The organism is Bacillus sp. AR4-2 (assembly GCF_008274865.1).
Lineage (GTDB): Bacteria > Bacillota > Bacilli > Bacillales > Bacillaceae_G > Bacillus_A > Bacillus_A cereus.
Window position 1 is genome coordinate 2,281,985 of sequence record NZ_CP031062.1, and the last position, 23,292, is coordinate 2,305,276.

A 23,292-nucleotide genomic window follows, 5' to 3' on the forward strand; every position below is an offset into this window, starting at 1 on the left:
AAATGGGAGACATTATTGATATATATGGTTTATCACCTTTGCAAAAAGGAATACTGTTTCATACTTTATACGATCAAGATGATGAATATTCTTTTTCCTATATTGTACAAGTAGGTTTCTTGCTCGGGGGGCAATTGGATGTTGCTACTTTTGAAAAAGCTTGGGAATATGTTATTCAACGACATGAGGTTCTGCGCTCAGTATTTGTTTGGGAGGAAGTAGAAAAACCTCTACAAGCAGTTTACGAACGTCTTCCTTTTACTATTCATCAAGAGGATTGGAGTACCCATTCGCATGAGGAGAAGGAGAAGAAATTACACCAGTTTTTGACTGCAGATCGTAGCAAAGGGTTTTTATTGGATGAAGCACCATTGATGAGAGTCACTGCGATTAAAGAAGCAGAAGGGGAAACGAGAATTATTTGGACACATCATCATATTTTGCTAGATGGATGGAGTGTGTCATTGGTCTTTAGTGAAGTGATGGAAGTTTATCTCAAGATGATAAAGGGAGAATTGTTGAATCTTCCTAAATCTCTTCCTTATAAAAAATATATCCAATGGATAAATAAACAAGATCAAAGTCAAGCAGAGGAATTTTGGAAAGAAGAATTAAAAGGGTTCTATGCACCTACTCCATTAGCAATGGAAAGAAAGGATCAAGGACAAGAGAAGGGTTATGGGGAGTTTGCTTATCAAGTATCTGAGGAACTTACTGAGAATTTACAAGAGTGGGTACGAAATAGTCGATTAACGTTGAATACGTTAGTACAAGGTGCATGGGCTTATTTGATGAGTAGGTATAGCGGTGACAGTGACGTCGTATTTGGCGTAACTAGCGCTGGACGTCCTACTGATTTAATAGGAGCAGAGAATATGGTGGGGCTATTTATTAACACATTACCTACCAGAATTCGATTAACGGATAATACATCAGTAGTAGATTGGCTTCGTAAAATACAAATGAAAGAAATGGAACGAAGACAGTATGAGTATAATTCGTTGATAGATATTCAAGGCTGGAGTGAGGTTCCGCGAAATAGCTCCTTATTTCATACCTTGTATGTGTTTGAAAATTATCCAATTCAAGGTGAGAGAAATGATGATTTAAGATTACTAGATGTTACAAGCACGGAACAAACAAATTATCCTTTAACACTCATTGTAATGCCCGGTAAGAAAATTACTTTAAAGTTGATGTATGATCGAAGCTATTTTAATGAAGAAACAATAAATCGGATTCAGAATCACTTATTGCAAATATTAATTCAGATGACGAAGAGCCTAGATTCAAAACTATTTGAAATTACTCATTTAACAGAAGAAGAACAGATACAGTTACTAGAGGAATGGAATCATACTCAAGTTAATTATTCGGCTGAAGGCATGATTCATACGATGTTTGAGGAGCAAGTTAAAAAAACACCGGAAGCAATCGCGGCTAGTTACGAAAATGAACAAATTACCTATAAAGAGTTGGAGAAGCGTGCAAATCAGCTAGCTCATTATTTACAAAAGCATGGTGTAGGCCCAGAGTCTCTAGTTGGGGTATATATGGAACGTTCATTACAAATGATGATAGCGTTATTAGGTATTCTAAAATCAGGAGCAGCGTATGTTCCACTTGACCCTACTTATCCAGAGAGTCGACTTCGATATATATTAGAGGATGCTGGAATCGAAGTACTAGTGACGGAAGAGAATTCTAAAAATTTGTTTGTATCTGAAAATATTGAAACGATTTGTATGAATAAAGATTATACTGCAATTGAAAAAGAAGAAACAACCCCATGTATAAGTGGTGTAACAGGAGAAAATTTAGCGTATGTTATGTATACTTCAGGATCTACAGGGAATCCAAAGGGAGTAATGATTGAGCATCATTCAGTAATTAATTATCTAGAATGGATGCAACATAAATATCCGCTCTCTGAAAAGGATGTGGTCTTGCAGAAAACGCCATTCTCATTTGATGTCTCTGTTTGGGAATTGTTTTGGGGCATTCACGTTGGTGCAAGTGTATCTTTCCTACCTCCAGGTGGAGAAAAAGATCCTTCTATTATAGCTGAAGTGATTAAACAACATCAGGTTACTATAGTTCAATTTGTACCTTCGATGTTATCTGTTTTCTTAGATCACTTCAATCATATTGAAATGAACATGAATTGTTCGTCCGTACGCCATGTATTTTCTGGTGGAGAAGAACTAAGTTCAGGGTTAGTTAGACGATTTCAACAGAAATGGAATTATAGTGGACAAGTGAAATTAACCAACTTTTATGGACCAACTGAAGCCACTATTTATGTGAATGCATTTGATATTCAGCCTAATCAAGAATTTGTTTCTATTGGGCAGCCAATACAGAACACGCAATTATATGTATTAGACCAAAATCAACGCTTGCAATCAATAGGAACTGAGGGTGAGTTATATATTGGTGGTGCTGGTTTAGCGCGTGGATACTTAAATCGTCAGAATCTTACTACTGAAAAATTCATTTCGCACCCATTTCGATTGGGGGAACGACTATATCGAACAGGAGATTCAGTAAGATATCTAACTGATGGAAATATAGAATTTATAGGTAGAATGGATCATCAAGTCAAAATGCGTGGTTTTAGGATTGAATTAGGAGAAATTGAAGCCACTTTAGAAAAATGTTCGTTTATTAAAGAGGCTGTCGTATTAGTTAGAGAAGACCGTCCAGGTGATCAACGATTGGTTGCATATGTAATAAGCGATGGAAATACCGAGGAGTGGAGAGAGTATTTACAAAACCAATTACCGAATCATATGATTCCAGCGCACTTTATAGAGTTAGAACACTTCCCACTTACTCCGAATGGGAAAATTGACCGAAAGGCCTTGCCAGCACCTGATGAGCAAGCTATTGAAGATTTAAATGTGCTACCTCGGACGCCATCGGAAGAGCTTATTGCCTCGGTTTGGAGCCAAGTGTTAGGAACAGAAAATATTGGTATTCAAGATTCCTTCTTTGAACGTGGTGGGCACTCACTACTTGCTACTCAAATTGTCTCTCGATTGCAAGAACTGTTCCAAATTAAAATTCCATTACGTGAACTTTTCAAGCACGATACAGTGGAAGCATTGGCGAAACGGGTGGATCAGTTACGAAAAGAAGATAAAAAACGAGAGGTTGCTCCCCTTGTACCTATGAAACGAGAAGAAATTATCCCACTTTCCTATGCGCAGAAACGTCTATGGTTTATTGATCAATTAATGCCAAATAGTGCTATGTACAATATTCATGCAGCGTGTCGCTTAACAGGTGAATGGTCAATTGAAGCATTGGAGGCCGGATGGAATCAATTGTTGGAGCGTCATGAATCATTAAGGACGATAATTCTAGAACAAGAGGGTGAACCTTTTCAACAAGTTCAATCTCATGTATTCAGACATATTCCTCAAACGAATCTAACAGATCTCTCTTTGGAAGATAGGGAAAGAGAAATGAAACGGCTCATTCAAAACGAAGCTGAGGAACCATTTCATTTTGGACAAGATCCTCTGATTCGAACACGAATATTGAAAGTGGACAGGGAAGAATGGATTCTCATTTGTACGATGCATCATATTATTTCAGATGGATGGTCAATGGGAATCTTACTTGAAGAATGGATGGCTTTTTATGAAGGAGCATTAAGCAGAAAACCGGTGGAATTGAAGGAATTATCTATCCAATATGCAGATTTTGTCATGTGGCAGAAGGAATGGCAAAAAGAAGAAAATTTGAATCAGCACCTTCAATATTGGAAGGAAGAATTATCTGGGGAACTACCGGTTTTACAATTACCGATGGATCGTCCTCGACCTGCAGTTCAAACCCATCGTGGTGCAAGTCAGTCCTTAATAGTGGCGAATTCCCTACAGGAAAAGCTCAAAGATTTAAGTCTGCAAGAAGGATGCACTTTATTTATGACATTGATGGCAGCGTATCAAAGCTTCCTTTCTCGTTATACAGGACAGGATGACATCTTGGTTGGAAGCCCAATCGCTAATCGAAATGTGAAAGAGATTGAGGGATTAATAGGTTTCTTTGCAAATACGTTGGTTTATCGAGCTGATTTCAGTGAAAATCCGTCGTTCCAAGAACTTTTGTCGCAGGTAAGAAAAAAAGCACTAAAAGCATACGAGTATCAGGACATCCCATTTGAGAAAGTGGTAGAATCCGTAAAGCCGGAACGGAATACAAGTCATTCACCAATATTCCAAACTATGTTTACTTTACAGAATGCGAAGCAAGAATTTCCTCAGCTATCTGAAAGACAAATGGAACTCATGGAAAGCCATGCTTCTGTAGCGAAATTTGATTTGAGTTTATTTGTTACTGAGACGGAAGAAGGATTATCACTAACCTTTGAATACAATACTGATTTGTTTGATGATACAACCATTGAACGTATGGCAAGTCATTTTGAGCATTGGTTAAATCAAATTGTCTCTCATCCAAAAGGTGTATTATCAGAACTGAATATGTTATCGAAAGTAGAATATAAGCAACTACTAGAGGAATGGAATAAATCGCGTGTTATAGATATGGAAGAAAGTACGATTCATACAATGTTTGAAGAACAGGTGAAAAAAACACCAGAAGCAATTGCAGTAGTGTGCGAAGATGAAGAACTAACATATCGAGAGTTGGACGAACGCTCGAATCAGTTGGCACATTATTTACAAAAAAATGGTGTAACATGCGAATCATTAGTTGGGATTTGCGTCACACGTTCATCTGAGATGATTGTCGGTCTCTTAGGAATTATGAAGGCGGGAGGAGCATATGTCCCAATTGATCCAGCGTATCCGGAAAGTCGACTACAGTACATTTTAGAAGATGCTCAAATAAAGGTACTGGTGACACAGGAAAAGTTACAACAAAAAATGGTTATACCTAAACTCGTCAACGTGATTTGTATTGATAGTAATCGAGCAGAAATAGAACAAGAAGTAACTACGGTATGTACGAGTGAAGTGACGGGCGATAACTTAGCCTATATTATCTATACTTCAGGTTCCACTGGAAATCCAAAGGGAGTAATGATTGAGCACAGGAATACAGTAACAATGATTCATTGGGCGCATCATACGTATTCCCGAAAGGAATTAGCGGGAGTGTTAGCTTCAACTTCGCTATCTTTTGATTTATCCGTTTTTGAAGTATTTGTTCCCTTAACGATGGGTGGTAAGGTGATTGTCACTGAAAATGCTCTACATCTAGAGAAGTTGTCTACCAAAGGTGTAACTTTGGTTAATACTGTACCATCGGCAGCGAAGGAACTGGTTCGAGCAAAAACAATCCCTTCTTCGGTAAAGGTGATGAATTTGGCTGGAGAACCATTGCCATATTCGCTTGTTCAAGATGTATACGAGAGAAGTACGATCGAAAAGGTGTACAACCTATATGGACCGTCCGAAGATACTACGTATTCCACGTATATGGAATTAGAAAAGTGTGACATGCATAGGGTACCACCAATTGGTAAACCAATATTCAATACAGAAGTATATGTACTGAGTGCCGAACAAAAAATGGTTCCAATTGGTGTAGTTGGTGAGCTATACATTGGTGGATCAGGGTTAGCGCGTGGATATTTAAACCGCCCTGACTTAACGCAAGATCGTTTTATACCGCATCCGTTTAAAGAAGGAGAGCGAGTATACCGGACTGGAGATCTAGTAAGGTATTTACCAGATGGAAATTTGGAGTATGTTGGACGAATCGATCATCAAGTGAAAATTCGTGGGTTCCGGATTGAACTAGGAGAAATTGAAGCGACATTACAAAGGCATACACTGGTTAACGAAGTTATTGTGATGGTGCAGGAAGATTATCCTGGCGATCCGCGTTTGATCGCCTATGTTGTAGGAGACGGGGATGCTCAAAAGTGGCGTGATTATCTCAAGGATCAACTACCAAATTATATGATTCCAGCCTATTTTGTTGGATTAAATGCATTTCCACTCACTCCTAATGGGAAAATTGATAGGAAGGCCTTACCAGCACCAGAGAGACAGGAGATAGCAAGTGGTTATATTGCTCCTCGTACGTCTACGGAAAAAACAATCGTTTCGATATGGCATGAAGTTTTAGGTATGGAAAACATCGGAATTCAAGATTCATTTTTTGAAATTGGTGGCCATTCACTACTCGCTACGCAAGCTGTTTCCAATCTTAAAGAGGCTTTTGGAATCGAGATACCATTGCATGATTTATTTATGTTTCATACGGTGCAGCAATTGGCAGAACAGATTGATCAATTGCTCGATAACAAAAATCAAGAAATGCAGAATGATAGTAAGGAGAATGTAAGTCTTCAAGACTATGTTCAAAAAGAAGCAGAAGTGAGTAATGATGAAGAATTATTGGAACTACTTAAGCAATTAGAGGAGCTATCAGAGGAAGAAGCACAAGGGATATTCGAGAGTAATTTGATTGAGGAAGGGGTAAAAAAATGAGAAGTGATTTACTTGCAAAGCTGAGTTCACTTTCTCCTGAGAAGAGAGCATGGCTTCAGAAGCAAATGCAAAAAAAGGAGAATAAAGAAGCACTCCCGTTGTCTTATGCACAACAACGCTTGTGGTTTATGGACAGATTTAATCCAAACAGTTCTTTATATAATATTCCAACGGTATGGCATCTAAAAGGAAATTGGATACCTGAAGCATTAGAAAAGGGATTCAATCGACTCATTGAACGCCATGAATCATTACGAACTGTTTTTAAAGAAGTAGGAGAACAACCTGTGCAACAAATTGTCGAATTCCTTCCTAGAGCATTACCTGTAAGATATTACTCTCAACTTCCTCTAGAAGTAAAAGAAAAAGAGGTAGATAGTTTAATTGCGAGAGAAGCGCAAGAACCATTTGATTTAATAAATGGTCCTTTAATTCGTAATCAGCTTGTTCAATTAGAGAAGGATGAATGGTTATTACTGTGTACGATGCATCATATTATTTTTGATGCTTGGTCCATTGGTATATTCATGAATGAATTACTTGCTTTCTATGAAGAAGAAACGGGCGGAAATCCTGCTAAATTAAGTTCACTATCCATTCAATATGCAGACTTTGCGAAGTGGCAAAAGGAGTGGTTGCAAGGTGATGTGCTAAATCGTCAGCTTACGTATTGGCAGGAAGAATTGTCTGGTGAACTTCCTATCTTACAACTGCCAGTGGATCGACCTCGACCGGTTAAACAGACTTACTCTGGGGCTACGCATCATGTAATTTTTCCTTATAAATTGCTCAGTCAATTGAAGGATATAAGTCGACAAGAAGGATCTACTTTATTTATGACTTTAATGGCCGCATACCAGAGCTTTCTTGCTCGTTATACGGGACAAAAAGATATTCTAGTTGGTAGTCCGATTGCAAATCGAAACCATAAGGGAGTAGAAGGATTAATTGGTTTCTTTGTTAATACGTTGGTTTACCGATCAGATTTGAGTGGCACCCCTACTTTTCGAGAGATTTTGAACCAAACAAAGAAAAAGGCGTTAAAAGCTTACGAATATCAAGATATACCATTTGAAAAAATAGTAGAAGCTGTGCAACCTGAACGAAGCATGAGTCATTCCCCTATATTTCAGACCATGTTTACGCTACAGAATATAAAACAAGAACGACTAGATTTGCCTGATAGAAGTATTGAAATGGTAGAAAGTAATATGTCTATTGCTAAATTTGATTTGAGCTTAACTGCCTATGAAGTGGAAGAAGGTCTATTCGTCTCATTTGAATACAACACGGATTTATTTGATAGTAGTACCATTGCACGTATGGCAGGACATTTTGAGAACTGGCTAAATGAAATCACGTATCATCCAGATGAATCATATGCAAAGCTGTCAATGTTATCGGATAATGAGCAAAAACAACTCCTAGAAGAATGGAATGATACGGACGTAGTTTATGGTCACGATTGTATGATTCATGAGCTATTTGAGCAGCAAGTTGCACGGACACCTGATGCAGTGGCGGTAGTTTATGAGGGGGGAAAGCTAACGTATCAAGAACTTAATGAAAAATCGAATCAATTGGCACATTTTCTACAAAAACGAGGTATCGGACCTGAATCATTGGTTGGTATATGTATTGAACGTTCTCCTGATATGATTATCGGTCTCTTTGGGATTTTGAAGGCAGGTGGGGCTTATGTCCCACTGGACCCAAGTTATCCCGAAAACCGCCTGAGATATATTTTGGAGAATTCACAAATTCAAGTGCTGTTAACAAAAGAAACACTACAGGACTGGTTACCTAAAGATATTCAAGCAATTTGTTTAGACCGGGATCAAGTGATGATTTCTAAAGAGAGTAATTTAGCTCCGGTAAGTGGAGTAACAGCAAATAACTTAGCCTATATCATATACACTTCGGGTTCGACGGGAAATCCAAAGGGGGTAATGATTGAACATCATTCCGTTATCAACCGTCTACAGTGGATGCAGAAAAAATACCCATTGTCCGAGGAGGATACAATCCTACAAAAGACACCGTTCTCATTTGATGTTTCTGTCTGGGAATTATTTTGGTGGTCATTTGTAGGAGCACGTGTTTGTTTACTTCCACCAGGAGGAGAGAAAGATCCTGCGGTGATTGAGGAGTATATTGAACGATATCGTGTGTCCACCATGCACTTTGTTCCGTCGATGTTATCTACTTTTTTAGATTATATGGAACTATATAATTCGAAAAGGGATGTATCGTCTTTAATTCAAGTTTTTACTAGTGGAGAAGCGTTAAACACTGAGCAGGTTCGCCGGTTTAAGGGGATCTTTTACAATGTTCAGCAAACAAAGTTAATTAACTTGTATGGTCCTACTGAAGCAACTGTGGATGTGACTTATTATGATTGTGATTTAGAAAAAGAAGCAATGCTTATTCCGATTGGTCGTCCGATTGATAATACAGAGTTGTATGTGCTAGATCAATATCAACAAGTGGTCCCGATTGGTGTGGCAGGGGAACTTTACCTTGGAGGAGTAGGATTGGCACGTGGCTACTTCAATCGACCGGATTTAACTATTGAACGTTTTATTCCGCATCCTTTTAAGGACGGGGAACGATTATATCGAACGGGTGACTTGGTGAGATATATGAATGATCGTAACTTAGAATATATTGGAAGAATAGATAACCAAGTTAAAATTAGAGGATTCCGAATTGAATTGGGAGAAATTGAAGCAGCTTTACATGATCACTCATCTGTAAAAGAGGCAGTCGTGTTGGTGAAGGAAGATCGACCAGGAGATAAGCAGTTAGTAGTTTATGTAGTGGGTGAAGGGGATACTGGAGAGTGGCGTGAATATCTCAAGAAGCAACTGCCACATTATATGGTTCCGGCATACTTTTTCAAAATTGAAGGTATGCCACTCACTCCAAATGGTAAGGTGAATCGGAAAGCCTTACTGGAATTAGAAGAACAGTTCATAAGTGAAGATATTACTTCATCACGAACACCAGTGGAGGAGCTTATCGTTTCCGTTTGGAGTCAAGTGTTAGGAATGAAAAATATTAGTGTTCAGGATTCCTTTTTTGAAATCGGTGGTCATTCACTACTAGCTACTCAAGTAGTGTCACGTTTACAGGGAATTTTTCAAATTGAATTACCAGTACGTGAACTATTTGAATATACAACGGTGGAGTCACTGGCAAAGCGATTAGATCAGTTACGTAAAGGAGATAAAAAACGAGAGATTCCGCCGCTAATACCAATGAAACGAGGAGAAGCTATCCCACTATCTTATGCCCAACAACGCTTATGGTTCATTGATCAATTTACACCTAATAGTGCCCTTTACAATATGCCAATGGTATGTCGCCTTACAGGGAATTGGCTACTTGAAGCATTGGAAACGGGATGGAATCAACTAATAGAACGTCATGAATCACTGCGGACGGTCTTTCACGAAGTGAACGGTCAACCCGTACAGCAAATTGAACCGTATGCTTTTCAATCAATTCCGAAAACGGATTTAACTATGCTTTCTTCTGAAGATCAAGAAGAAGAAGTTAAACGTTTAATTCAACAAGAAACAGAAGTGCCATTTGATTTAACAGAGGGTCCATTAATCAGGACAAGTATTTTGCATGTGGGAGAGGAAGAATGGATACTCCTTTGTACTCTACATCATATCATTTCAGATGGATGGTCAATGGGAATCCTACTTGAAGAATGGATGGCATTTTATGAGAAAGCAACGGATGGAAAGGTAGCGGAACTTGAACCATTACCGGTTCAATATGCAGACTTTGCTCAGTGGCAAAAAGGATGGCTAAAGGAGGAGGTGCTTAATCAACAACTCCAATATTGGAGGGAAGAATTGTCTGGGGAGCTTCCTGTACTCCAACTTCCTATGGATCGCCCGCGACCCGCAATACAAACTCATCACGGGTCGACATACACTCTGGTTCTGCCAAGCAGGCTACATGATAAATTGAATGAACTTAGTCGAAAAGAAGGGGCTACACTCTTCATGACGCTTTTAGCTGCATATCAAAGTTTTCTATCTCGTTATACGGGACAAGAAGATATTCTGGTCGGAAGCCCAATTGCGAATCGGAATTATAGAGAAATTGAAGGACTAATTGGTTTCTTCGTTAACACGCTGGTTTATCGAGCTAATTTGAGTGGTAGGCCGACATTTCAAGATGTACTATATCAGGTTCGTCAAAAGGCATTGAAGGCGTATGAATATCAAGATATTCCATTTGAAAAAATTGTAGAAGTTGTGCAACCGGAACGAAGTACAAGTCATTCGCCAATCTTCCAGACTATGTTCATCTTGCAAAATATGAAACAAGAGTTTCCGATGTTATCTAGTAGAAGTATTGAAATGATAGAAAGCCATAGTCCAATTGCAAAGTTTGATTTAAGTGTAATGGCAGCTGAGACGGAAGAGGGATTACTTTTTACTTTTGAGTACAATAAGGATTTATTCAATGCTACTACTATTGAACGGATGGCAGGACACTTTGAGAAATGGCTACATGAAGTTTCTCATCGCCCACAAAATCCGTTGCATGACCTGAGCATGCTATCAGAACCCGAGCGTACTTTGTTATTAGAAACATGGAATGACACTGTAATGGAAATGTCTCATCAGGGTCTTATTTGCGACAGATTTGAGGAGCAAGTAGCAAGGCGTCCGGATGCGATTGCGGTAGTTGATCAAACAAAACAGTGGACTTATGGTGAACTGGATGCACAAGCAAATCAGTTGGCAAATGTTTTACAGCGAAAGGGAGTAGCCCCAGAGTCAGTGGTAGGAGTTTATCTTCCGAGGTCAGCTGAGCTGATGGCAAGTTTACTAGGCATTTTAAAAGCTGGTGGAGCTTATGTCGTTTTAGATCCGTTGTATCCAAAATCAAGGTTAGAATACATGATTGAAGATGCAGGAATTCAATTTGTAGTGACGGCGGAAGGACAAGAAGGACATTTCGCACACGTCGAAATGGTGAGGTTAGAAGAATTAACGGTGGAAAGCGTAATCGCACCTACACGTCAAATAAATCCAGAGAACTTAGCCTATATTGTCTATACCTCTGGTTCTACAGGAAAACCGAAGGGTGTCATGGTTGAATATCGCTCATTAATGAATATGGTTTCTTGGCATCAGGAAGTTTATCATATTTCAGCAGAGGATCGTGCGACTCAGATTGCAGGGGTTGCTTTTGATTCGGCTGTTCAGGAGATTTGGCCGTATCTAACTACTGGTGCAGCACTCTACTTGTCAACAGAGGAACTGAGAATTAATCCAGAAGCACTAAGGGACTGGCTCATTAATTCACGAATAACAGCTAGCTTTGCACCTACGCCTATTCTGGAAAGACTCTTGAAATTATCTTGGCCAGATAAAACGGATCTTCGTTTTATCATTACTGGTGGGGATCAATTAACACAGTATCCATCTAACGATATTCCTTTTGCGGTAATTAATCAGTATGGTCCATCGGAAAATACAGTCGTTACCACAGATAGTTATGTACCTATAGGAGTGACAACAGGTACGCCATCGATTGGTCGACCGATTGCGAATACAGAAGTTTATGTATTAGATTCTCATCTTCAGCTAGTACCAATTGGGGTAATTGGAGATCTCTATATTGGAGGGAAGAGTCTTGCACGTGGATATGTTAATCGTCCGGATCTTACAAAGGAAAAATTTATTCCACATCCTTTCAAGTCAGGAGAACGTCTCTATTACACAGGAGACAAAGCAAGTTATCTTTCTGATGGTAATCTCCAGTTCCATGGTCGTATAGATGACCAAGTGAAAATTCGTGGTTTCCGGATTGAATTGGGAGAAATAGAAGCTGTTTTGCAGTCACATTCCTCTGTAAAAGAAGCAGTTGTATTGGTACGAGAGGATAATCAAGGTGATAAGAGATTAGTAGCTTATGTAGTTGGTGAAGGAAGTGTCCATGAATGGCGAGAACATCTACAAACACATTTACCAAATTACATGGTTCCAACAAACTTTATTGAGATGGAATTTTTACCACTTACACCGAATGGAAAACTTGATTTGAAGGCATTACCTATACTTAGTGAACAATCCGCTGAAAATACTGTATACCCACGAACTCCGCTGGAAGAACTTATCGCTTCAGTGTGGAGTCAAGTGCTAGGAATAGGAGACATTGGTGTTCAGGATTCTTTCTTTGAGCTTGGTGGTCACTCTCTACTTGCTACACAAGTGGTCTCACGCTTACAGGAAGTCTTTCAAATCAAATTGCCAGTACGTGAACTGTTCGAATATTCAACGATCGAGGCATTAGCGAAACGAATGGATCAGTTACGTAAGGGGAATGAAAAACGAGAAATTCCACCATTGGTGCCGATGGAACGCGGAAATAATATTCCACTATCTTATGCCCAACAGCGCTTATGGTTTATTGATCAATTTGCACCTAATAGTGCCCTTTATAATATGCCAATGGTATGCCGCCTTACAGGGAATTGGTTACCTGAAGCATTGGAGTTGGGATGGAATCAGTTGATAGAGCGTCATGAATCTTTGCGGACGGTATTTTATGAAGAGGATGGCCATCCTGTGCAGCAGATTCAACCGTATATTTTCCGTTCTCTGCCACAAATGGACTTAACTAAGCTTTCATTAGAGGAGAGAGAAAGAAAGTTGGAGCAATGGATTCAAACTGAAGTCGAATCTCCATTTGATTTAGAACAAGGGCCATTGTTCCGTGGACAAATTATAAGAATTTCAGAAGAAGAATGGGTTCTTCTGTGTAATATGCATCATATTATCTCAGATGGATGGTCGATGGAAATCTTACTTCAAGAATGGATGGCATTTTATGATAATACGATTGGTGAAAAACAAGCAGAACTGGAACCACTACCAGTTCAATATGCCGATTTTGCTCAGTGGCAAAGAGAATGGTTGAAAGATGAAGTACTATATCAACAACTTGCATATTGGAAGGAAGAATTATCTGGTGAGTTACCAGTCTTAATGTTACCAATGGATCGTCCGCGTCCGCCAGTGCAAACCCACCATGGATTAACTCATAATGTTTTGTTATCGCGCCCATTACTGGATAAATTAAACGAACTAAGTCGTCAAGAAGGGGCCACACTTTTCATGACCTTATTGGCATCGTATCAAAGTTTCCTTGCTCGTTATACGGGACAAACGGATATTATTGTTGGTAGCCCAATTGCAAATCGAAATTATCGAGAAATTGAGGGGCTGATTGGTTTCTTTGTCAACACCTTGGTTTATCGAGCTGATTTAAGTAATGCACCGGCATTTCAAGAGTTGTTGTCTCAAGTGCGGATAAAAGCATTGAAGGCGTATGAGTATCAAGATGTTCCGTTTGAGAAAATTGTAGAGGTTATCCAACCTGAACGAAATACAAGCCATTCTCCGATTTTCCAAACCATGTTTACTTTGCAAAATGCGGGACAGAAGCTACCAGAACTACATGGAAGAAATATAGAAGTAATGGAAAGTAATGCTCCAATCGCTAAGTTTGATTTAAGTTTAACAGCTGCAGAAGTGGAAGAGGGTTTATTACTTACTTTTGTTTATAGAACTGATTTATTTGACAGCTTAACTATTGAATCCATGGCTGAACATTTTGGAAACTGGTTGAATGTAATCGTGGAGAATCCTGATAAATCATTGGCTAAGTTGCCTATATTATCAGGATTACAGCAAAAACAGTTGAAAGATTGGAATAATAATGCTGTAGCATATCTACGGGAAAGTACGATTCATCAGCTGTTTGAAGAGCAAGTAAATCGTACACCTGATGCGGTAGCAGTGGTAGATGAAAAACAGCAGTTAACATATCGAGAGCTTAATGAAAAAGCTAATCAATTGGCCCACTATCTTCAGCAATGTGGGATTAGGAATGAATCATTAGTTGGAATTTGCTTTGAGCGTTCAGTTGAGATGATTGTTAGTATTATGGGGATCTGGAAGGCTGGAGCAGCATACGTTCCATTGGACCCATCATATCCAGAAAGTCGCATACGATATATTTTGGAGGACACTGAAATTCAAGTATTAGTTACGAATGAGTCATTAGAAGGTTGGATACCCAAAGAAGTCAAGGCAGTTTGTCTAGATAGGGATCAGGCAATGATTTCAAAAGAAAGCATTCTTTCACCAAAATGTGAAGTAACAGGAGAAAACCTAGCGTATGTTATCTATACTTCGGGATCGACGGGGAACCCAAAGGGTGTCTTGATACAGCATCATTCTGTAATAAACTTGTCGCATGGTTTACAAAAAGAGGTTTTCGAACATGAGATACCATCTAACATGCATGTCGGTTTAAATGCTTCAATTGCCTTTGATGCATCTATTCAGCAATTACAAATGTTGATTTATGGTTCAAGTTTGTATATTATTCCAAGCGAAGTACGAAGTGATCCGGAGCAGTTTGTAGCTTATATTAGGGAGAACAAGTTAGAAATCTTTGATATAACACCTTCATTGCTTCAATTACTTATAGATGTCGGATTGTTAGAAACGTGCGATGGCGTTCATGTTCCAAGTAAGGTACTGGTTGGTGGTGAAGCAATTATGCCGTCATTATGGGAACAGCTAGTAGAGACTGATAAAATCCAGTTTTATAATGTATATGGTCCTACAGAATGTACGGTTGATGCAACATGCTATCATATCAAAAAAGATAGTAGGAGAGTAACAATTGGGCGTCCATTGCCTAACATCCAAACTTATGTATTAGATAGAAATAGGTTGCCAGTTCCAGTTGGTGTGATGGGGGAACTTTATATCGGAGGAGCAGGTCTAGCAAGGGGGTACTTGAATCGTCCAGAGTTAACATCCGAACGATTTATTTCTCATCCATTCAAAGAAGGCGAGAGGTTATATAGAACAGGTGATCTTGTGAGATATCTTCCTGATGGTAATATAGACTACTTAGGAAGAATGGATAATCAAGTGAAGATTAGAGGATTTCGAATTGAACTTGGAGAGATTGAGTCGACTTTACAAGAGCATGACTTGGTAAAAGAGGCAGTTGTAATGGTTAGGGAAAATCAGTCGGGAGATAAGAGGCTGGTAGCTTATGTAGTGGGCGAAGGCAGTTTAGAAGAATGGCGAGAGTATCTTAAAACAAAACTGCCAATCCATATGATACCTTCCTACTTTGTCGAAATGAAAGAATTACCGCTAACCATAAATGGAAAGATTGATCGGAAATCGTTACCTATACCAGATTATCAAGGAACACAAGAAGGATACGTGGCCTCAAGAAATGAACGTGAACATAAGCTTTCTATCATTTGGGAACGTGTGCTAGGTTCAAAACGTATTGATATGAATGATAACTTCTTTGAAATTGGTGGAGATTCAATTCTTAGCATTCAGATTGTCGCGCGCGCGAAGCAAGCTGGTTTACAATTGACACCAAAACAAATATTTGAACACCAAACGATTGCTGAGTTGGCGCAAGTAGTCAAAGAAGAACAAGGTGTACAAGCTGAACAGGGAATTATAACTGGAGAGACGATACTTACACCTATTCAGCAAAGGTTTTTTGCACAAAATCATCCTAACCCACATCATTGGAATCAATCCATGTTCTTTAGAACGAAAGAGAAATTGGACATAGGATCACTGGAAAAGGCGGCAGGTAACCTTCTACTTCATCATGATGCTCTGCGTTTAAGATATGAACGTTTACCTAATGGGGTTTGGAAACAGTGGAATGAAGGAATAGAAGAACAATTGATGCTTACTGTCATTTCATTAGACGAAGTGCCGGAAGCGGATTGGCATCAGGTTATTCAAAAAGAGATTAATGTTGCACAAGAAAGTTTGAATTTACATGATGGTCCGCTAATGAGAATGGTGTATTTTGATGAAGGTGAGCACGCTGGCCGATTATTTTGGACAATTCATCATTTAGCCGTGGATGGTGTTTCTTGGCGAATTTTATTGGAAGATTTGCAAACAGCATATACGCAAGTAGTCCAAGGGCAGAAAATTCAATTACCTATGAAGAGTACATCTTTTAAAGAATGGTCGGAGAAATTACATCATTACGCTGAAACTGGACTATCAAAAGAAGTGCTACATTACTGGGAGGAGCAGGCTGAACAAGACGTAGTTAAATTGCCGGTAGATGGTACTATAAGTAATCCAGTAAGCGCAGTAACTGAGGAAATTACTGTGGTGTTAAATGAGAATGAGACCCGTATGTTATTGCAAGAGACTTTAAGCACTCACCGTGTCCAAATCAATGAAGTATTATTAGCAGCATTAGTACAAGCTATGGCAGCATGTACGGGGCAGCCGATATTGAGCGTAGATTTAGAGGGACATGGTCGAGAAGAGATTATTGAAGATGTTGATTTATCGAGAACTGTGGGATGGTTTACAAGTATTTACCCAGTTCATTTAAATATTACTAGTGCTCATACGCCAATTGCAGCATTAAAAGCAGTTAAAGAACAAGTTCGCAAAATTCCTAATAAGGGTGTTGATTATGGGGTGTTGCGTTACATGAACGCAACAATGTGTGAGCAATTAAGCTCCCAATATACACCGTCTATTAGTTTTAACTATCTTGGACAATTTGACCAAATGTTTTCTAGCGATGCAATGTTTATTCCGGAGAATGAATTTAAGCGTTTAGATCATGCTGCCGGTTCCAAGCGATCGCATGTAATTGATGTAATTGGGGTTGTAACGGATGGAAAACTTCAGTTCACTTGGGTATACAATGTTGGACAATTTGCCAAATCAACGATTCAAAGTATTGCACAGAATATGCTATATCAACTGAGTACATTGATTCAATTTTCAGATAGAGAATCTGCACTGACCATTTCGGATTTTGCAATGACTAATCTTAGCCAAGAAGGTTTGACAAATGTACTAAACAAAATGCATCGCGGAAAGAACAATCAGATTACTGATTTATATCCACTATCACCTTTGCAAGAAGGTATGATTTTCCACACATTGCATGACCAAGGGGATGAACATGTTGCACCGTATATAGTGCAATTGAGTTTTATGATTCGAGGAAAAATGAATATTCCTACATTTGAGCAGGCGTGGAAATCTGTAATTCAGCGGCATGAAATTTTTCGTACAGCATTTGTATGGGACGAAATTGAAGAACCTGTACAAGTGGTGTATGAAAATATACCATTTAAAGTGAACAAAGAAGACTGGCGTACAATGACAAGTGAAGAGATAGAGGAAAAAAGAAAAGTCTTTTTGGCATTAGATCGAAAACAAGCCTTCCAATTTGATGAAGCACCATTGATGCGGGTAACAGTCATTCAAGAAGGTGAGGAAGAATATCGGATTGTTTGGACCCATCACCATATTTTACTGGATGGATGGAGTTTACCATTGGTCTTTAATGAATTACTTACAGTCTATCAGAAGAGAATGAATGGAGAAGCTGTGAAATTACCTAAGTCCTCACCATATAAGAAATATATCCAATGGTTAAGAGAGCAAGATAAGGAGCAGGCGGAACAATTCTGGAGAGAGAAGCTAAAAGGTTTTACTGCGCCAACTTTGCTGGGCTTAGAAAGTAAAGAGGAAGAAAAAGGTTACACAGAGAAGGTTACGTATTTATCAGAAGAGCAGACTCAAGCGTTACAAGGATGGGCGAAACGCAATAAACTTACTTTGAGTACAGTAATTCAAGGTGCATGGGCATATCTCATGAGCCGATATAGTGGAGAAAATGACATTGTTTTTGGTGTAACAAGCACAGGGCGTTCTACGGAGATTATTGATGTTGAAAACATCGTAGGTCCTTTCATTACAACGTCACCGACGCGAATTCAATTGATGGATGATATAAAATTAATAGATTGGTTGCAGAAGATACAAGAGGAAGAGATAGAAAGAAGACAATATGAGTACGCTTCTTTGACAGAGATTCAGGGGTGGAGTGAAGTTCCTAGAGGAATACCGCTGTTCAATAGTTTATATGTGTTTGAAAATTATCCAGTGAAAGAGGAGTCTTCAGAAAATCTGGAAATTGGTGAATTGGAAGGGGTAGAACAAACCCACTACCCATTAGGGTTAGCTGTAGTTCCAGGAATCCAGTTATCGTTAAAGTTAATGTATGACCGTAGTAAGTTTAATAGAGTAACCATTGAACGAATGCTGGGTCATTTACACCAAGTGTTAATGCAAATGCTTAAAAACATTGATCAAAATCTATCGGAGCTAGTATATATTACGGAAGCTGAACAAAGAAAGCTATTGGAAGAATGGAATAATAATACTATATCCTATCCACGTGAGAATGCAATCCATCAACTATTCGAAGAGCAAGTAAATCGTACGCCTGACGCGTTGGCAGTGGTAGATGAAAAACAGCAACTAACATATCGAGAGCTGAATGAAAGAGCTAATCAATTAGCCCATCATTTACAGAAATGTGGAATTGGGACAGAGTCATTAGTTGGCCTTTGCTTTGAGCGTTCAGTTGAGATGGTTGTTGGTCTCATGGGAATTTGGAAGGCTGGAGCAGCCTATGTTCCATTAGATCCATCGAATCCGGAAAGCCGCCTACAATATATTTTAGAAGACACAGGAATTAAAGTGTTAGTTACAAATGAAGTATTACTAGGCTGGATACCTAAAGACATCAAGACAGTTTGCCTAGATAGGGACCAAGCAATGCTTTCTCAAGAAAGCAAACTTTCACCAATATGTGAGGTAACAGGGGAAAACTTAGCGTATGTTATCTATACTTCTGGTTCGACAGGGAATCCAAAGGGGGCTTTAGTACAGCACAATTGTGTAATAAACCTATCCTATGGTTTACAAAAAGAAGTTTTCTCACATGAGATACCTAATAATATGCGCGTCGGTTTGAATGCGTCAATTGCCTTTGATGTATCTATTCAGCAATTACAAATGTTGCTTTATGGTTCAAGTTTATATATTATCCCAAGTGAAGTTCGCACTAATCCGGAACAATTTGTGTCCTATATTAGGGAGAATAAATTGGAAATGTTTGATATGACACCTTCATTACTTCAATTACTAATAGATGGAGGATTGCTAGAAATAAGTGCTGATGTTCATGTACCAAGTAAGATATTAGTCGGTGGTGAAGCAATTATGCCGTCATTATGGGAACAGCTAGTAGAGACTGAAAAAATTGATTTTTATAACGTATACGGTCCTACAGAATGTACGGTTGATGCAACGTGTTATCATATCCAAACAGATAGTAAGAGAATAACAATTGGACGCCCATTGCCAAACGTTCAAACTTATGTATTGGATAAAAATTTGTTACCTGTCCCAGTTGGTGTAACAGGTGAGCTATATATTGGTGGTGCAGGTATAGCGAGAGGATACTTGAATCGTCCAGAATTAACAGCAGAGAGATTCATCCGTCATCCATTTAATGAAGAAGAGCGTTTATATCGTACGGGAGATTTGGTTCGTTATTTACCTGATGGTAATTTAGATTACTTGAGAAGAATTGATAATCAAGTGAAAATTAGGGGCTTTCGTATTGAACTTGAAGAGATTGAAGCGAGTATAGAGAGGCATCCATTGGTAAAAGAAGCAGTAGTTTTGGTAACAGAGGATAAATTAGGAGAGCAGAGATTGGTTGCTTATGTAGTTGGAGATGGTAGTATGCATGATTGGCGTGAATATCTCAAGACACAAGTACCGAATTATATGGTTCCCGCACACTTTATTAAGGTAGACGAGATTCCTCTTACAACGAATGGAAAAGTTGATCGAAAGGCATTGAACAATTTAACTATTCTAAGAGAAAATAACTTTTCTACAACAATCATTCCAAGGGATGAAATTGAATATCAGTTGATTAAAATCTGGCAGGATGTGTTACAGATAGAAGATGTCTATGTAAATGATGATTTCTTTAATAGAGGAGGACACTCTCTCCTTGTAATTAAATTAGTTTCAAAAATTAAGGAGAAGTTTGGAAAAGAGATTAAGGTGTCTACATTGATTAAGAATCCAACAGTGGAAGGAATCGCATGCCTTATTCGTGATAAGCATGATATGACGAAATCAGTAGCAGCGCTAGTTCCACTACAAGAATCAGAGAAAAGATCTTTCTTCTGCGTTCATCCGTTTATGGGGAATGTATTCTGTTACATTCAACTAGCAAGATTGCTTAAGAACCATTGTTCATTTTATGGTTTACAGAATCCTCTTATAGAAAAGAAAGAAATTGACGAGTTAACTTTGCCGGAAGTAATTCAACTTTACATCGAAGAAATCAAACGTGTTCAGCCAGAAGGTCCATATCGTCTTGGAGGATGGTCTTTAGGCGGTGCAATTGCTTATAAAATCGCAACTGTACTAAAGAATAAAGGTGAGGAAGTTGAGTTGTTGATACTAATGGATACTAAAGTACCTTCAGAGCAGGACTATAAAACAACGGAGGATATGCTCTCATATACATGTGAGCATTTCATTCCTAGAGATTTTACTGAGCAGGGGGAAGGCCTCTTCCATGAACAAGATATGCTTGTAGAGCGATTAATTATGGAGGGAGTACTCCCGCCTGATGCAGATCTTATGAATTTGAAGCAAGTTATCAATGCTCATAGGAAATGCCTGAACTTAATGGCAGAGCATGATTTAATACCATACTCTGGAGAAGTTCTCTACTTTAGTGCTGAGGAAGGAAAAGAGTTGTTTACAGATTGGGGACCTTTATTAAAAGGTAGAGTAAATAGGTATTCAGTCCCTGGATCACATGAGGAAATAGTAGACTTCCCCGCAGTTGAAAAGATAGCTAAGTATCTATTAAATGAATTTGAAGGGATAAAAGAAACATCCCTTTCATTAACTGAAAAGTAAAGAGTGCAAAAGATGCAACGCTATGAACGAAAAGGGCAGCCCAATAACTGCAAATAAAGTGTAGGCAATAATGAATATATCAAGAGTATTACTTTTTAAGAGGATAATGTAAAAAGTAATTGGTAGAGACATAGAAATCTTTGTAATAGAAGCGAATGCCTGATGATATTACTAAGGAAAGGTGCATATTTTCATTGATATGTAAATATGCACCTTTTCTATTGTATTTGCAATTTAATAAAGTTAATTTGAATTTATGTAACGCACATATATGAAGCCATCTTTTAAAAAAGGAAGTGATTTATCATACACATTCAAGCTGTGAAAATACCAAAGAATATTGAAAGTCATTTGTTTAAGCAACTTAGTAACTTGGTTTCAAATGAGAAGAAAGAACGAATAAAGCGTTTATTAAACTCATGCGACGTTAATAGGACCCTGATAGGGGATTTACTAATCCGATCTCTAATCTGCCAAAAGTATAAAATTAATAATGAAGAAATTAGATTTAAATATAATGAGTATGGAAAACCTTTTGTTGAAAATTTTTCTGACTTTCATTTTAATCTGTCACATTCAGGAGAATGGGTGGTTTGTACTACTGCTAATTTTAATGTGGGTATTGATATAGAAAAGATTTCAGAGATAGAGGCTCTTAAATTAGCAAAAGAATTTTTTTCAGCGGATGAATTTTATGATATATCTAATATGAATTCTGATGAACAAATTAATTGTTTTTTTGATTTATGGACATTAAAAGAAAGCTATATAAAAACGATTGGAAAAGGGCTTTATATCCCGTTAAATTCATTCTCTATAAAAAAAGAGTCACGAACTTTAATTTCATACAAGAATATACCTAAAAACTTTTACTTTAAACAATATAACATTGATCCAAATTATAAGTTATCTGCTTGTGCAACAAGGGATGAATTTCCGCAAGAGATAATAATTAAAGACATTTATGCAATTTTCCAAAATATATACAAATTTGAAAGTAAGGAGAAAATCAATGCAGAAGACTAAACTTTTTTGCTTTCCACATGCTGGGGGATCTGCTTTTAGTTACGCAAAATGGAAAAATCACTTTAATCCATATATTGAGGTAGTCCCGGTAGAGTTAGCTGGTAGAGGATATAGAATTGAAGAAAACTTGTACCAAAGTATGGAAGAGGCAGTAAATGATGTCTACAATAAAATAGTTATGCAGATAGATGATTCGCCCTACATTCTATTCGGGCATAGCATGGGAAGTTTGATCGCCTATGAAGTAGCCAGAAAAATAAAAGATTCTAAAAACGTATCGCCTAAATTTCTTGTTTTGTCCGGTAGAAATCATCCAAATAGTAAAATAAAAAATATCCGACATAATCTTTCTAATGAGCAATTTAAAAGAGAAGTTATTGCAATGGGAGGTACACCATCTGGGGTACTGCAATCAGAAGAATTAATGGAGATCTTTCTCCCTATTCTAAGAGCAGATTTTAAAATCGTTGAGACGTATATTCATGACAAAAATACACAACCATGTGATATTGATTTTCTTATATTTAATGGGGAAAATGATGAATTTACTACATATGATCAAGTAATAAAATGGGAACGATACACAAGTAAAACGTGTACTTTTCATTCTTTTGAAGGTAATCATTTCTTTCTAAATGAAAATATTGAAGAAATAGCAAAGAGTATTATAGGAAAGTTAGATTCTAAAAGATTATCGACTAGTTTTTAGGATTTTTCAAAGTATGCTCATGCCTAAGAAACAAAAATATTAATGATGAAAAATACAGGCATTGCTGAAATTTTATTGAATATATGCATAGAAGCCTAAACGAACTGTTTAAATGCAGAAACTCTAAGCAAAATGTATATGAATTGACTTTAGTTTAAGCTTACCTATAATACCATCTAGATTCTTTATTATACTTAATACAAAG

Annotated in this window: 4 protein-coding genes; all 4 read left to right on the plus strand. The window is 38.0% G+C overall.

Annotation, left to right across the window (positions count from 1 at the left end):
- Nucleotides 1-2: 2 nt before the first annotated feature.
- The 4 genes from DN399_RS11840 (at nt 3) to DN399_RS11855 (ending at nt 23,087) form a co-directional block, all read left to right on the plus strand.
- On the plus strand, nt 3-6,473 hold the full coding sequence (locus tag DN399_RS11840) for a non-ribosomal peptide synthetase (protein ID WP_149149588.1): 6,471 nt from the start codon (nt 3-5) through the stop codon (nt 6,471-6,473).
- Nucleotides 6,470-21,352, plus strand: a complete 14,883-nt coding sequence (locus tag DN399_RS11845) for a non-ribosomal peptide synthetase (protein ID WP_149149589.1) — start codon at nt 6,470-6,472, stop codon at nt 21,350-21,352. The genes DN399_RS11840 and DN399_RS11845 overlap by 4 nt, the downstream gene beginning before the upstream one ends.
- A 321-nt stretch (nt 21,353-21,673) precedes the next feature.
- On the plus strand, nt 21,674-22,378 hold the full coding sequence (locus DN399_RS11850; RefSeq protein ID WP_149149590.1) for a 4'-phosphopantetheinyl transferase family protein: 705 nt from the start codon (nt 21,674-21,676) through the stop codon (nt 22,376-22,378).
- Complete coding sequence (locus tag DN399_RS11855) at nt 22,365-23,087, plus strand: thioesterase II family protein (RefSeq protein WP_149149591.1); 723 nt, start codon at nt 22,365-22,367, stop codon at nt 23,085-23,087. Before DN399_RS11850 ends, DN399_RS11855 begins: the two co-directional genes overlap by 14 nt.
- Nucleotides 23,088-23,292: the final 205 nt, after the last annotated feature.

What these genes read in the sequence shown, in the direction of transcription:
- DN399_RS11840 (WP_149149588.1), top strand. Translation starts at nt 3, where the DNA reads ATGGGAGACATTATTGATATATATGGTTTATCACCTTTGCAAAAAGGA.
- DN399_RS11845 (WP_149149589.1), top strand. Translation starts at nt 6,470, where the DNA reads ATGAGAAGTGATTTACTTGCAAAGCTGAGTTCACTTTCTCCTGAGAAG.
- DN399_RS11855 (WP_149149591.1), top strand. Translation starts at nt 22,365, where the DNA reads ATGCAGAAGACTAAACTTTTTTGCTTTCCACATGCTGGGGGATCTGCT.